Source organism: Vibrio sp. 1-1(7), assembly GCF_013048485.1.
GTDB lineage: Bacteria > Pseudomonadota > Gammaproteobacteria > Enterobacterales > Vibrionaceae > Vibrio > Vibrio fujianensis.
Genome location: NZ_VHSP01000002.1, coordinates 35,681 through 49,647 on the forward strand (window position 1 = coordinate 35,681; position 13,967 = coordinate 49,647).

At 41.7% G+C, this 13,967-nt stretch carries 12 protein-coding genes; 9 read left to right on the top strand and 3 right to left on the bottom strand.

Translation table 11 applies throughout. The features are described from left to right. Window positions 1-547: 547 nt before the first annotated feature. The 4 genes from FKN05_RS08250 (at window position 548) to FKN05_RS08265 (ending at window position 4,927) form a co-directional block, all read left to right on the top strand. Window positions 548-1,021, top strand: a complete 474-nt coding sequence (locus FKN05_RS08250) for a dCMP deaminase family protein (RefSeq protein ID WP_099610873.1) — start codon at window positions 548-550, stop codon at window positions 1,019-1,021. A 699-nt stretch (window positions 1,022-1,720) separates the two neighbouring features. Then, complete coding sequence (locus FKN05_RS08255) at window positions 1,721-3,157, top strand: glyceraldehyde-3-phosphate dehydrogenase (protein WP_170887541.1); 1,437 nt, start codon at window positions 1,721-1,723, stop codon at window positions 3,155-3,157. Window positions 3,158-3,623: 466 nt separating this feature from the next. Continuing rightward, complete coding sequence (locus FKN05_RS08260; protein WP_099611080.1) at window positions 3,624-4,493, top strand: VirK/YbjX family protein; 870 nt, start codon at window positions 3,624-3,626, stop codon at window positions 4,491-4,493. A gap of 179 nt (window positions 4,494-4,672) precedes the next feature. Continuing rightward, on the top strand, window positions 4,673-4,927 hold the full coding sequence (locus FKN05_RS08265; protein WP_099610874.1) for a hypothetical protein: 255 nt from the start codon (window positions 4,673-4,675) through the stop codon (window positions 4,925-4,927). On the opposite strand, the gene FKN05_RS08270 is transcribed toward FKN05_RS08265, so the two are convergent. Beyond that, the gene (locus tag FKN05_RS08270) at window positions 4,874-5,488 is read right to left on the bottom strand and encodes a LysE family translocator (protein ID WP_170887273.1); all 615 of its coding nucleotides are present in this window, start codon (window positions 5,486-5,488) and stop codon (window positions 4,874-4,876) included. The two genes, FKN05_RS08265 and FKN05_RS08270, sit on opposite strands and share 54 nt — an antisense overlap. 171 nt (window positions 5,489-5,659) lie before the next feature. Here FKN05_RS08270 and yjeH point away from each other — a divergent pair, with 171 nt between their 5' ends. After that, entirely contained in the window at window positions 5,660-6,916 is a 1,257-nt protein-coding gene (yjeH, locus tag FKN05_RS08275; RefSeq protein ID WP_099610876.1) for an L-methionine/branched-chain amino acid transporter, read from the top strand. Window positions 6,917-6,962: 46 nt separating this feature from the next. Here yjeH and yghU read toward each other — a convergent pair whose 3' ends face one another. Beyond that, entirely contained in the window at window positions 6,963-7,832 is an 870-nt protein-coding gene (gene yghU, locus FKN05_RS08280) for a glutathione-dependent disulfide-bond oxidoreductase (RefSeq protein WP_099610877.1), read from the bottom strand. 277 nt (window positions 7,833-8,109) lie between these two features. Here yghU and cspE point away from each other — a divergent pair, with 277 nt between their 5' ends. The 4 genes from cspE (at window position 8,110) to panF (ending at window position 10,723) form a co-directional block, all read left to right on the top strand. Further along, the gene (cspE, locus tag FKN05_RS08285; protein ID WP_078925922.1) at window positions 8,110-8,322 is read left to right on the top strand and encodes a transcription antiterminator/RNA stability regulator CspE; all 213 of its coding nucleotides are present in this window, start codon (window positions 8,110-8,112) and stop codon (window positions 8,320-8,322) included. A gap of 272 nt (window positions 8,323-8,594) precedes the next feature. Further along, the gene (locus FKN05_RS08290; protein WP_170887274.1) at window positions 8,595-8,738 is read left to right on the top strand and encodes a hypothetical protein; all 144 of its coding nucleotides are present in this window, start codon (window positions 8,595-8,597) and stop codon (window positions 8,736-8,738) included. 247 nt (window positions 8,739-8,985) lie between these two features. Continuing rightward, entirely contained in the window at window positions 8,986-9,267 is a 282-nt protein-coding gene (locus FKN05_RS08295; protein WP_099610878.1) for a YhdT family protein, read from the top strand. Next, a complete protein-coding gene (gene panF, locus FKN05_RS08300) occupies window positions 9,260-10,723 on the top strand; it encodes a sodium/pantothenate symporter (RefSeq protein WP_170887275.1) in 1,464 nt (487 codons plus the stop codon). The genes FKN05_RS08295 and panF overlap by 8 nt, the downstream gene beginning before the upstream one ends. A gap of 105 nt (window positions 10,724-10,828) precedes the next feature. Here the strand turns inward: panF and FKN05_RS08305 are convergent, their stop codons facing one another. Next, window positions 10,829-13,843, bottom strand: a complete 3,015-nt coding sequence (locus FKN05_RS08305) for an EAL domain-containing protein (RefSeq protein WP_272870136.1) — start codon at window positions 13,841-13,843, stop codon at window positions 10,829-10,831. Window positions 13,844-13,967: the final 124 nt, after the last annotated feature.

Here is a 13,967-nt window from a genome sequence, read left to right on the forward strand (position 1 = left end):
TAGTCGCTTCCAGCTAATGTTGTTCGCTTTCCATGCCGATAATTCATCCTGAATTATCGAATCTTCTTCCTGAAGATGACCAATCCTTGGGCCTTTCCTGTTCCGTGTCTGCTTCCTGCCGACAATTAAACGTTACGTTATCCTAATTTTTCTGCAAGTTAGCGAAAAAATAAAATGACGAAACCTTAAAATAAGCCAAAAAAAATAACATTTAAAACAATCAGTTAAATAACAAACAGTTCATTTCCATTGCTATCAACCACCAATTTCTTACACAATATGTAAGAGATCTCGCACAATATAAATCCTATAATAACCTTTTGTCATTTTTATGATCCACAAGAAACCTTGGTGGAGATCTCATTTCTATGCCCTCACCTATACCCAAACCACTTGGAGTTGCAGGTAGGAAGGGGATATCATAATAAAAAGAGTATTCGAATTAGCCACACTAAATTTCTCTAGACTCTATGAATAAAAATACGGATCATGAGCACTTCAGTTACCGATCACATTGCGATTGACTCTTTGTTAAGGAAACCACACCATGATTTCAAAATGGGCACAACGCTTTTACCAAATGGCAGAATTAGTCGGCTCTTGGAGTAAAGACCCATCCACTCAAGTCGGTGCCGTCATAACTAAAAATAATCGTATCGTGTCTGTTGGCTTTAATGGCTATCCACACGGCATTTCAGACAGTGCGAATACCGATGATCGCGATATGAAGTATTTAAAAACCTTACATGCAGAAGAAAATGCTATTTTATTTGCTAAGCGTGATTTAGATGGCTGTGAAATCTATGTCACCCATTTTCCATGCCCGAATTGTGCCGCTAAAATTATCCAAACAGGTATTTCTGCGGTTCATTGCCCGGAGCAATCTGAGGATTTTCTCTCTCGTTGGGGAGATAAAATTAAGGTCAGCCAAGATATGTTTTTGCAAGCGGGGGTTAAAGTAAATTGGTTGCCCATTAAAGAGCTTAAACCGATTAGTGACATCCACACCTCTCAAGTTTAATGTGATTATTAAACACCACATTGAGTTTGTACGCTCAATGTGGTTACCTTTTAATCTCGTGCAGTCATTTTATCGAAGTTCTCCTACTCCGTCGCTTTCTTTTTTACCTCCGTTTGAGTCTCAGTCATTCCTTCAACTTGATTTCTGGTAACTTTCTCAACAAGTCAAAACTTGTATTTTTTTTCATCTATTTGTTTACCTTTTCAGATTAAAAACAAATTCAAATCACACTTTTGTTGAAATAATGCATTCATATTTCACTTATTCATAAGATATGACACGTTATTAATACGAAATAAGTCTCTTTTATTAACGTTGTCAATCCCGTCATATTAGCCATTCTCCCCCCATATCCACTATATATTACATAAAAATAAGCGAAAAATAGGGTTATTAATTTTCCTAGCAGAATAACTGATAGGAGATTACAATGCCGACACATAAAAATAACAAATAACAAATAACAAATAACTCGATATCAAACACAATAGAGATTGTCTCTCTTAATTGTTCAAATGAGTTGATGTTGTGATCGGTGTAAACCGGCTATTTTCAATATGAAATCACCAAGGTTCAAGTGAAAAGCAATCTCTCCAGCAACGTGGCAACTCAAGCAAGAGAGAACAAATGTTTCTCATGTTCATACGTTATAGCAATGAACATAGTGCTCAACAAAACGTGAAAGGTCCCCAAGTGAAAATAAGTCCAGAAAAATATCTTTTAGACTGGCAAGTCAGCCAAACAATTGCTGAATCTATGCCGCCTCTAATTGGCCAACTCTATCGCCAGCAAGGCGTTGAAATTCTACTCTTTGGTAAAACGCTGGTTAATGCGACAACCATTGATATTATTAAAACTCACCGAGTCGCACGACGCTATATCGGGGCGTCTTTAGCACTTGAGCAAAGCATGCCACTTTTAGAATCCCTTGCTAGAATGACCGTTTCGCCTTGCCGAATCGATCTTGGCCAACTCGCCCATCAATACTGGCAACAGCATGATGATCAACATGCGTTACAAGATTATTTACAGACCACACTTCGAGAAGTATTAAATGGCGAAACAATCCATCAGCCTAAAACCGTGGTTTTATATGGTTTTGGCCGTATTGGCCGATTACTGGCTCGCTTACTGATTGAAAAGAGTGGTCCCGGCTATCCACTTCGCTTGGGAGCCATTGTGGTTCGAGGAGGCAAAGATGGCGATCTTGATAAACGTGCAAGTTTATTAAGACGAGACTCAGTACACGGTCAATTTAATGGTAGCATTATCGTTGATCATGAACGAAATGCCCTAATTGCCAATGGTAATTTCATTCAAGTGATCTACGCCAACTCTCCTCAGGAGGTCGACTATACCCAATTTGATATTCAAAATGCCCTTATCGTTGATAATACTGGCGTTTGGCGTGATCGCGAAGGGTTAAGCCGTCATCTTGCCTCCCCAGGAGCCAGTAAAGTCTTACTCACCGCCCCAGGCAAAGGCGATATTAAAAATGTGGTGTTTGGGGTTAATGAAACGATTATCCAACCCAGTGATAACATCATTTCAGCCGCCAGTTGCACAACCAATGCTATTACGCCGATTTTAAAAGCGATAAATGACCAGTATGGTATCGTTTCAGGCCACATTGAGACCGTTCATTCCTACACGAACGATCAAAATCTTATTGATAACTTCCACAAGGGGCAGCGTCGCGGTCGTTCAGCTTCACTCAATATGGTCTTAACTTCAACGGGAGCGGCAAAAGCGGTGGCAAAAGCACTCCCAGAACTCTCAGGTAAATTAACCGGAAATTCGATTCGCGTTCCAACACCGAATGTTTCAATGGTGGTCGCAAACCTCAATCTGCGAAAAGAAACCAACAAAGAGGAATTAAACGAATATCTACGCGGTATTGCGATTCATTCTCCTTTGTCGGCGCAAGTTGATTACAGTGATTCAACCGAAATTGTCTCAACTGATTTGGTAGGTTCTCGCCATGCTGGAGTTGTCGATGGAGCCGCTACCATTGCCCAAGGTAACCGCTGCGTTGTTTATGTATGGTATGACAACGAATTTGGTTATAGCTGCCAAGTGATTCATTGTATGGAGCAAATGATGGGGGTTCGCTATACAACTTACCCGATGCAGTGAAACCATGAACTGCACAGCATAATAAAAATAAATCCGCATGGGCTGAGTGACGCTATACTCAGATCTGACGGGAATTCCTCCAAATTTGCCGCCATTATTGCTGATATTGGCGGCTTTTTTTAAGATTCATTAACGCCTCATCAGCCGACAAAAATTATCGCCGCCTTCGTTGTCTATCTTCATCGTATGCTGTATCGGTGCTCATAAAGTTTGGTTATCTCTATGTCACACCATTATATTTATCCTCAAACAACTTAGAGTTGTTTGAGGATAAATATAATTCGCCTGAATGTATTTTCTTAGAAAATGATATCACAATAAAAAACAATCTCATGAATACAACAATGGTTATTCCTTTATTGAAATAACTAGATTGCAATCTTGAAAAACAATCAAATAGATCTCTCTATCTATATGTGTATAATTCAGTAATTCTAGATCATAGTAATTATTCATGGTTTTTAGTTTGCGTTTACAATTAGCCAAGGCAGCATCTTGCCATAATAAAAGACACCGTATAAAAGAGCTTAGTAAGTTTATACTCCGCTCTTATATCTATGCTTCCCATTTCCAGCAAATGGTGAAATTATTTATCAATCACGACAGAAAATACCTTTTCATTCGCCAACCTAATTATTTAATGAAATGTATGATTCCTTTTTTACATGTTGGCATGAATAAGAATCAGATTATTCAACTACTCGATGACCACCATTCTTGGTTAGAACATCGATTTCAGCGTCTAGCCATTGAGAAAATTCATACAGAAAAATTATATTTAGCGGAAATACCTATCGGAGACGATAGGTATCCATTAACACTCAGCTTTGATGGAAAAATACGAAAAGAGGGTGAACTAGCACTATCACTTGAAAATGCCAGTGGGGATGCATATTACACCCTAGGATTTACTTTTCAAAACAATAAAATATTGATTGGATGTATACAAGGTACAACGAATGATAACGGCTTTAGCCGACTATTTACCAAAGCGGTGTTCGGGTTAAGACCTAAATCATTTATGGTAGAAGCATTGCAAATTATTGCTCAACATCTAGCTATTGAACATATTTATGCTATAAAAAATTCAGCCCATATCTATAATGCCAAACGGTACAACAAGAAAATAAATTTAAATTACGATCAATTGTGGCAAGAACATGATGGTACTGAACATGACCAATGGTTCTATGCGTTACCAATTGAATCTAAAAGAAAAGCAATGGAAGAAATCAAACGCCCTAAAAGAAAAATGTATCGAGAAAGATATCTGTGGCTTGATCAATTTAAGGATGAAATGATTCATTCACTGCAACCGTGTTTATTATGCTCTTAATCCTGATTTTTAGATCGATACAATGTCAAGGCCTCTGCCTTGTCTAAAGAAACCACAAACTGCGGCAAAAATCAGCTTGAAAGGTAAACAAGCCCTAGTGAGTTTAAATATATGTATTGATTTTTTATTCCTCTTCGATACGTTATGATGATGGCTCATAACGTATCGGAGTAAGGATTATGTATCGATTTTTAGTCACCACACTCACACTGGTATGTGGGCTTTTCGCTTTGATTTTCAGTTTGTTATTGGCGATTCCACTAATGATCGTTGCGCTTATCACGGGTAAACGCTTAGAAAAACAATTAAAACGCCGTCCATTCCATCAAGCAAAAAATAATGAAAACAGTGATGTGATCGAAGGAGAGTTCGAAGAAGTCTCACGCCGAGATCAACACTCTGATCGCCAAAGCGATGAGGACCAATCCAGATAAGCGATCAATCACTACGGCCCTCGCTCGTAATTTATCCAGCAATTTCGGACTAGAAAGCAATAACGTAATCAGGCTGTACCAAAGCCCATCAATGATAAATGGTGTGACGATGATAATGATTTTACTGACTAGCTCACTGCTTTGCGAAACAAACTGACTAAAAAGTGCGATAAAAAATAAGGCAATTTTGGGGTTAAGCAGAGAAATCAATAACCCTTCTTTAGCCGACTGAATTATGCTCACCGACTCACCGGATTCGAGTTTTGCCGCTACCCCACCTTTCGAACGTAATGCATTAATACCTAAGTAGGCTAAATATCCCCCACCTGCGTAGCTAATCAAACTAAAAAGTAGTGGAGAGCGCTGTAGCACTACAGCAAGGCCGACAAGAGTAATAAACGCATATCCTCCAATCCCCAGCGCATGAGCCCAGGCTGTTGCTAACCCATTTTTACGCCCACCTGCTAAGCTATGTTTTGCCACCATAGCCAGACTTGGCCCTGGAGACATTGCTCCTAAAATAGAAACACTTAATAAAGAAAACCACACTGTTAACGTCATTTCGATAACCTTTACTGATAAAAATTTCCCATCACTTATGGTGACGTTAGATGTTCGGCCAATTGCAACCGGTATTTTACCTAATGCACATTACTGAGCTTAGGGGTATGCTTAGCGAAAAGACCGCCCTTTATAAGGACAGGTGATGATTTCACGATAGGAAACAACACGGTGCAACAACTGAATAAGGATATCACTTTATTGTCTGGTATCGGACAACTTTCCACAACGCTAATGGGAACCGGGTTATTTATGATCCCCGCGATTGCAGCAGGAATAGCGGGAAAATATTCTTTATGGGCGTGGCTTATTTTATTTATCGCGATTTGCCCCATCGCTCTCACTTTTGCTGCATTAGGCAAACGCTACCCTAACGCAGGGGGCACAGCCTACTTTGTGCGTAAAGCCTTTAATGCTCGCTTAGAGCGTGCCGTTGCATGGCTATTTGTCAGTGTTATTCCTGTTGGCGTTCCAGCTGCCGTTGCCCTTGCCGCTGGATTTTTGCAAGCATTGTTACCCGCACCGTTAGCCAACCCCGTTTTTTGCCAAGCGCTGACCATCGCACTGTTAATCGGGGTTAATCTTGCCGGCACAAAATCATCAGGACGCCTGCAAACGGGGATCGCATTAAGTATTTTCGCTCTCGTAGCCAGTTTTTTCTGGGTAGGCGAAGTCACGACACAAGACTTAATCATGCCAGCATTAACTCACGATTCTCTTTGGTCAATCGGGGCCGCTTTAGGTGTCATGTTTTGGTGTTTTGTGGGCATAGAAGCTTTTGCTCATATGGGCGAAGAATTTAAAAACCCGCAGCGTGATTTTCCAATTGCCATTTTGGTCGGCTGTTTTGTTGCAGGAGCCACCTATTGGGCTTGTTCTGCCGTTATTTTAAAATTTGGAGCCTACGGGAGCCCTGAGTTTGACAGTGCTTCCATTCCATGGTTAAGCGATCAACTATTTGGCTCCCAATTAGCTGCCGTCATTAGCCTAATTGGATTCTTAGCTTGCTTTGCCAGTATTAACCTTTATACCCAGAGTTTATCGCGTATGGTCTGGGCACAAGCCCGAGAATACCGTCCGAAAAGCGCAATTGCTCGGCTATCCATTCGTGGCGTTCCAGCCAATGCGACTTGGGTTGTGGGCTTTATTTTGCTTATCTCGTGTATTTTAGGAGAGCTATCAGGTATTGATCTTGAGTTTTTCCTGAAATTGGCCAACGGAATTTTTATTTTGGTTTACCTACTGGCAATGTTTGCCGCCTGTAAACTGTTAAGTGGATTTGCCAAACTACTAGCAACGATTGCCTTATTTTTATGCAGCGCGGTATTTCTCTGTTTAGGCTGGTCGATGCTCTATGCATTAGGCATTTTCCTTCTCCTCGTTTTTCCTTGGAAAAAGGCGGAGAAAACCCCTTCTCCTGTTGCCTAAACTGATAAAAAGCTCTCAAATACACCCGAGAGCCTTGATGACTTTGTTAAACATCGAGTGTTTTTTGATGGGCCAACACCCTATCAATATCCGCCGCACAATGGCGCTCTGGTAGCTGCTCCCAACGCTCACCCCAAGCACGGTTTACGATACGACCTCGTTGTACTGCGTGACGTTTTGCCATCTGATTCGCCCAACGTTGCACGTGTTGATAGCTTTGTACGTCGAGAAACTCAGCGGCATCATAGGCGTGGCCCAACACTAGGTTGCCGTACCAAGGCCAAATGGCGATATCAGCAATGGTATATTCGTCACCAGCAATGTAACGATGTCTGGCCAATTGCTTATCCAATACATCCAACTGGCGTTTTACTTCCATTGCAAAACGATTAATCGGATACTCAAATTTTTCTGGTGCATACGCATAAAAATGACCAAACCCACCCCCAAGGTAAGGCGCACTACCTTGTAACCAAAATAGCCAATTCATCACTTCCGTTTTCGCGACCCAAGCCTTTGGCAGAAAATAACCAAATTTTTCAGCGAGATAAAGTAAAATATTTCCTGATTCAAACACGCGTATCGGCTCAGGTGTAGATTGATCGACCAGCGCAGGAATTTTGGAATTGGGGTTAATCTCCACAAACCCCGAACCAAATTGATCACCCTCTCCAATTTTGATCAAAAAAGCATCATATTCAGCATCAGCTACGTCTAAAGCAAGTAACTCCTCTAGCATGATCGTTACTTTTTGCCCATTTGGTGTTCCCATCGAATAGAGCTGAATGGGATGCTCTCCTCTAGGTAACACTTGCTCAAATCGAGCGCCTGAATCTGGGCGATTAATACTGGCCCATTGACCACCATTATCCTGGTCTATCGTCCACACTTTTGGGGGTACATACTCGTTAGCCATGCTGATTTCCTTTTGATGAAAAGTCTTGTCGAATATGAGAACTTGGTTGCTAAAAACCGTCTCTACAAGAAATAAGTGTAGCTATTTGTTCCACTCCGTGTATAGTGAATCTCGGCTCTTAAGAAGAGCTGTTAATGCGATATTAAGTGTAAGTTTTTTCTCAGAAAACCATCGAACCTTTTCGTTTAGTGCCTGTGCAAGTTTACCTTCATCTACCGTTTAATAGCTTATCTATCGGCCACTTATTGTTTAGTGTCATTAAAATATAGAGGTAACTATGTCAGCTAAAGTGACAGGTTCAGTAAAATGGTTCAACGAAACTAAAGGTTTCGGCTTTCTAACTCCAGATAACGGCGGAAGCGATGTGTTTGTACACTTCAATTCTATCGTTTCAGACGGTTTCAAAACTCTTGCTGAAGGCCAAAAAGTAAGCTTCAGCGTAGAGCAGGGCAAAAAAGGCCCTCAAGCAGAACAAGTTGTGGTTCTGTAAATAGAATCATGAATAGCGCGATAATTTATCGCGCTATTTCTTTGTCTCTGCTTGTTTAACCCTTCATTGGTTCCGCGCTATCCTTCTTTTTGATCCGTCAAACAAATTCCCATCCAGTGACACCGAAACTTTCAACCGCCTTAATTGGAGGTCATACGACATTTTGCTTTACACATTATGTGGGATGCTGCTAATAAACACGCTATTTGACTAGCATTTATATCGTATTAGTGTACTAATAAATGATGTTTAATTTTAATTGATGATGACTTATGGCTAAAATCCCGAAAAAAGTAAAAAATCCACCAGCACAAAATACCAGTAGTGAAAAAATACCCTTAACGCAGCACCAGACACGTAAAAGAATTGAAGATATTTTAGAGCAACGAGAATTCGATAAGCAGTACGGTGCGTAACTCAATCACGTATGGTTTACTGCCTTTTAGTGTGTTTATCCTTTATTCAGCATACTGAAAGGCGTCTATCACGATTTGGCTTGCTTTTGCTCCCCATCTAACCTCCGCTCTAAATCCGCTCATTTTTCAACCAATTCGCTTTAAATTACGACCCTTTTACTGATTTATTGACGTAATATTTTGTGCCCTGCAGCACATTTGTATACCATACCTCTCCCCGAAAATATCTACACACAGGGAGAGATTGATGACTCCACAAGCTCGTATCACGCAACAAGCTCATCGAGAGGCACTCACAGCCATTGTCTTAGCACTTTGTTACTTGCTCTGGTGGTATGTCTCTGCTTATGGATTTTCTGCTCCTCAACAAGACACAACGATGCCAACGCTTTACTGGGGGCTACCGCTTTGGTTTTTACTCTCTTGTATTATCGGCCCGATTCTGTTTACGGTTTTATGTGCTGCCATGGTCAAGATCTTTTACCGTGATATTCCACTCGACCCGATGGCGCGTGATACCCATGAATAACGTATTGATCATCCCTTTAGTGGTCTACCTTATCGGGGTATTTGCTATTGCTTTTTTTACCCGCCGTCATCAGGCTAACGGTAATTTTCTTAATGAATATTTTCTAGGTAGTCGTAGTATGGGCGGGTTTGTTTTAGCCATGACATTAGCTGCTACCTATGCAAGTGCCAGCAGCTTTATTGGTGGGCCCGGTGCGGCTTATAAAATGGGGTTAGGCTGGGTATTACTGGCAATGATTCAGTTGCCCGCAACATGGCTAACACTCGGTGTATTGGGAAAAAAGTTTGCCATAGAAGCTCGTCGACATAATGCCGTCACACTCAATGATATGCTATATGCGCGATTTAAAAGCCGACCCGTCGTCATTCTTGCCTCACTGGCCTTATTGCTAGCTTTCTTTGGCACCATGGTGGTTCAATTCGTTGGAGGGGCGCGCTTATTACAAACGGTTACGGGGCTCTCATATCAGCATGGATTATTCATTTTTGCTGCTACTGTAGGGCTGTATACCACCATTGGTGGTTTTCGGGCCGTGGTATTAACCGATACCATCCAAGGCATCATGATGCTAATTGGCACGATTATCTTGCTGGCTGGCGTCATTCATGCTGGCGGGAGCTTGGGAGACCTAGTCACCGAACTGCATCGTATTGACCCAGCATTAGTCACGCCCTATGGCCCAGACCACTTTCTTAGCCAACCGTTTATGCTCAGCTTTTGGGTGTTGGTCTGTTTTGGCGTTATTGGCCTTCCTCATGCCGCTGTTCGTTGTATGTCTTATAAAGACAGTGCTTCTTTACATAAGGGAATGGTAATTAGCACCATTATGATTGCTCTGCTGATGTTTGGGACTCATATCACCGGAGCACTGGGACGAGCCCTCATCCCTGAATTGGCAAGCCCAGATCAAATTATGCCAACACTGATGGTGACCGTATTGCCTCCTTTTGTGGCTGGTATCTTTTTGGCGGGGCCGATGGCGGCGATTATGTCAACGATTGATTCCCAATTAATTCAGTCCTCTGCCACCTTACTCAAAGACTTATACATCAATTACATTAACCCTCAGTTAGTGAATGAACCTAATGCTGAACGAAAATTTAACCGTTTATCGTTATGGATCACAACGATTTTTGCCCTGTTAGTCTTTGTTGCTGCGACCAATCCACCTGAAATGATCGTCTGGTTAAACCTCATTGCCTTAGGCGGGTTACAAGCGGTCTTCTTGTGGCCATTAGTTTTGGGGCTCTATTGGCAAAAAGCCTCACCAATTGGTGCATTAAGCTCTATGGTTGTTGGATTGACCACTTACCTTAGCCTTATGTGGTTTAAACCGGATCTTGCGGGCATTCATCCGATAGTGCCCACATTACTGCTCGGCCTACTGAGTTTTATTATTATGAGCCTTGTCAAACCTCAGCCAGTTGAGTCTAAAACATGGCTTAAAACTCGTTAATATACTAGGGTCTGTTTATCTTTTGCGGTTAAATTTGTTCGAAAGATAAACAAACCTTAGGGGATAAATCAATCGGATCAACGGTAAGTGCAGCGCTCTCTCCACTTACCGTTCTGAAACGCACTCTTCTCTCGCGGCCACTTCTAATTCCGCCAAACTTTTCGGTTGAGAAAAATAAAAACCTTGAATAATATCAATATCCAATTGGCTTAATACTTCCATTTGAGGCAAGGTTTCCACCCCTTCGGCAACCACACGAAAACCAAGGCTTTGTACCATACTCACCAGCCCTTGTATAAACGCTAAGTTTGATGGTTTTTCACTGATATCATTAATGAAAGATCGATCAATTTTCACCTCTTTAATCGGTAGCCCTTTCAAGAGAGATAACGAAGAAAAACCCGTCCCAAAATCATCCAATGATAAACTAAAGCCGGCGCTTTGTAGTTCTCTTAATGTTCGATAGCTCCTTTCTTTATCTGAAATTGCAGCCGTTTCTGTGATTTCTAAACAAAAGAGCGCAGGGGAAAGTCGATAAGCTTTAATTTTTTCTAATAAGTGACGGGTAAAGTGACTATGCACTAACTGACGCGCACTAATATTGACCGAAATATGGTCTAAACTGCGTAACCATGATGATGAAGCAACATCTTGACACACACGATCCATAATACAGTCTCCCAGTTTCATCATTAAGAAACTGTTCTCTGCGACCGCGATAAATTGGTTCGGCGGAACCACACCTAAGGTGGGTGACGACCATCTTGCCAGAGCTTCGACAGAACAGATCTGTTTACTGCGATTATCATATAACGGCTGGTAATGAACGTGTATTTCACCTTGCTCAATCGCTTGACTAAGTAAATGTTCGGTTTGTAAATGACTTTCAAAAGATTGATGCATTTTTTTCTCATAATGCATCACCTTGCCGCCACCCATTTGTTTCGCACGATACATGGCGATATCGGCATTTTTAATTAGTTCATCAGCATTCAATCCTTGGCTTGGATAAAATGCAACTCCAATACTGGCTTGACTGACCAATTCAATATGTTGGTAGCACATCGGTTTTTCTACCGCACGCAATAAACGTAACGCCAGCTCAGAGGCTTGATGTGTGTTGACAACATCACAGAAAAAGACAAATTCATCACCACCAAAACGACCAATAAGATCCTGAGAGCGTAATGATTTTGTCAACGCTTCAGCGACATGGCAAAGTAACGCATCGCCGACTTGATGACCGAATGTGTCATTAACCATTTTAAAACGATTCAGATCCATCATCATCACCGCTCGAGGTTGCCCAGGATGCCGTTTGATATGCTGTTCGATGACTTCCATGACCTTACGACGATTAGCAATTCCTGTCAGCCCATCGTAATAAGCCATTTGATGAATTTTATCGGCTGATTCCTGTTGCTCTGTAATATCAATCATCGATCCGACAATTCGAACTGGCTGACCAAGATGGTTGCGAATCGCCGATCCATTCATCTGTACCCAAATATAGTGTCCATCATCACGGGATAAGCGGAGTGTCATTTTGAATGGCGTCATAGTGGTCAGGTGTTCTTGAATCATTTGTTCAAATGCCACCATATCTTCAGGATGAATACGGTTCAGAAATAACTGAGGGTCAATCACACCGGATTGATTAGACTGAGTAAAACGCAACATGACACTCAAGCGACCATTCCAGTAGAGCCTTTGTTCAAGCAGATCCCACTCCCAAATACCATCATTTGAACTACTAGAGACCACTTTCAGCTGCTGCAATAATTGCTGTGACTTTTTATGCCGTTGTTGGCTGGTTTCAATCAATGCATCACGTTCAATAAACAGTGATAAAATATCTAAATAGTTATAAAACATAGCGGATTGAGCAATGCTTGGCTCACCATTTTGCTTTTCAACCACAGTGACAACATCCCAATTTCCCTGTTCTCCTCGATTAACCGGAAGGACAGTAATGACACAGGCTTCTGAAGTCTCTAATTGCGGTAGGTTTCGCACATCTTGCAGGATCTCATTTTGAGACATCACCTCATGACTACTCATTAAACTGCGTTGGGAGATTAATCGATATTGTTCGTAACGGTGCAGCTCTGCTCTCTTTAATTGGCACTGATAGAGTGTTTGGGCATCAAGAATAGACTGAAACCCCTCTTTAGCTAAAGAATAAAGGTTATCAAACAGCTCAGAAGGAGAATGTAACGCCTCATACAGCAAAGCATATCGAATCGATGTTGGATCAAGATCTAACGGTTGATCAAGCGATATCGAACCACACGACTGACGAATCACTAAGCTTTGCTCAATATGAAACACTTCTCGCCGTAGATCGACTCCAGCGATACGATCTAACGCTCGCTGGAAAACGGTACGCGTCAACACTTCTAACTGTTGATCAACCGTGGTTAGCGAGGGCGTAATTCGACCACCTGAGAAAATATTATCAATCCCAACAATGGCAAGATCATCAGGGATATCAATATTATGCCGTTTCAGTTGTTCAATCATGCCCAGCGCATTTTGATCAGTAGCGCAAATAACCGCCGAACAACGGTTCACCGACAGCGTTAACCACTCTTCCGCCGCTTGTCGCCCTCCCGCTAACTGACAATTTTCAACACTAAATAATTGAGAGGTATCAAAGGTTCGATGGTGATAACGCTTCACACACTGTTTAAAAGCATTAAATCGAGAGCGGATATCCGTAACAGAAAGATCACCACAAAAACCAATGTGTTGATGGCCTAATGAAACCAGCCACTGATATAGCTGCTCAACGCCACTACTTTGTAAACTGGAAAACTGTTCAACAGGCAAAGGAGCATAGCTTGCCCCCATGGAGATAACCGGAATACCCATCCGAGTGGCGGCTTCCACATACGTGTTTGCTGCCGCATGCAATACGACCACCAACGCATCGATTTGATGTAATGCAATGGGCAGTGAAAAATCACGGCTATCGCCAGAACGAATAATAATAAGATTGACGCCTTGTTGTTCCGCCAATTGACGGAATGTGGCACTAATTTCTCCCATATAGAAGCCACTAAGCATCGGCATCACAACACCGATCGTCACTCTAGATGCACTCAAATCGCTAGGCATATCATCACTCATCCTTGAAAAGAAAAGTTCATAATGCCTAACTGCTTAATATTTATAAATGCTGTACTGTTAAAAATGATTTCAATCGCACATTTAGTGCACTAAAAGAGCGATGCAAACCACT

Coding starts and splice junctions, on each gene's coding strand:
- FKN05_RS08270 (WP_170887273.1), bottom strand. CDS start 5,488: ATGACGTTAACAGTGTGGTTTTCTTTATTAAGTGTTTCTATTTTAGGA.
- panF (WP_170887275.1), top strand. CDS start 9,260: ATGAATAACGTATTGATCATCCCTTTAGTGGTCTACCTTATCGGGGTA.
- FKN05_RS08305 (WP_272870136.1), bottom strand. CDS start 13,843: ATGCCTAGCGATTTGAGTGCATCTAGAGTGACGATCGGTGTTGTGATG.
- FKN05_RS08295 (WP_099610878.1), top strand. CDS start 8,986: ATGACTCCACAAGCTCGTATCACGCAACAAGCTCATCGAGAGGCACTC.
- FKN05_RS08250 (WP_099610873.1), top strand. CDS start 548: ATGATTTCAAAATGGGCACAACGCTTTTACCAAATGGCAGAATTAGTC.
- FKN05_RS08265 (WP_099610874.1), top strand. CDS start 4,673: ATGTATCGATTTTTAGTCACCACACTCACACTGGTATGTGGGCTTTTC.
- yghU (WP_099610877.1), bottom strand. CDS start 7,832: ATGGCTAACGAGTATGTACCCCCAAAAGTGTGGACGATAGACCAGGAT.
- cspE (WP_078925922.1), top strand. CDS start 8,110: ATGTCAGCTAAAGTGACAGGTTCAGTAAAATGGTTCAACGAAACTAAA.
- FKN05_RS08290 (WP_170887274.1), top strand. CDS start 8,595: ATGGCTAAAATCCCGAAAAAAGTAAAAAATCCACCAGCACAAAATACC.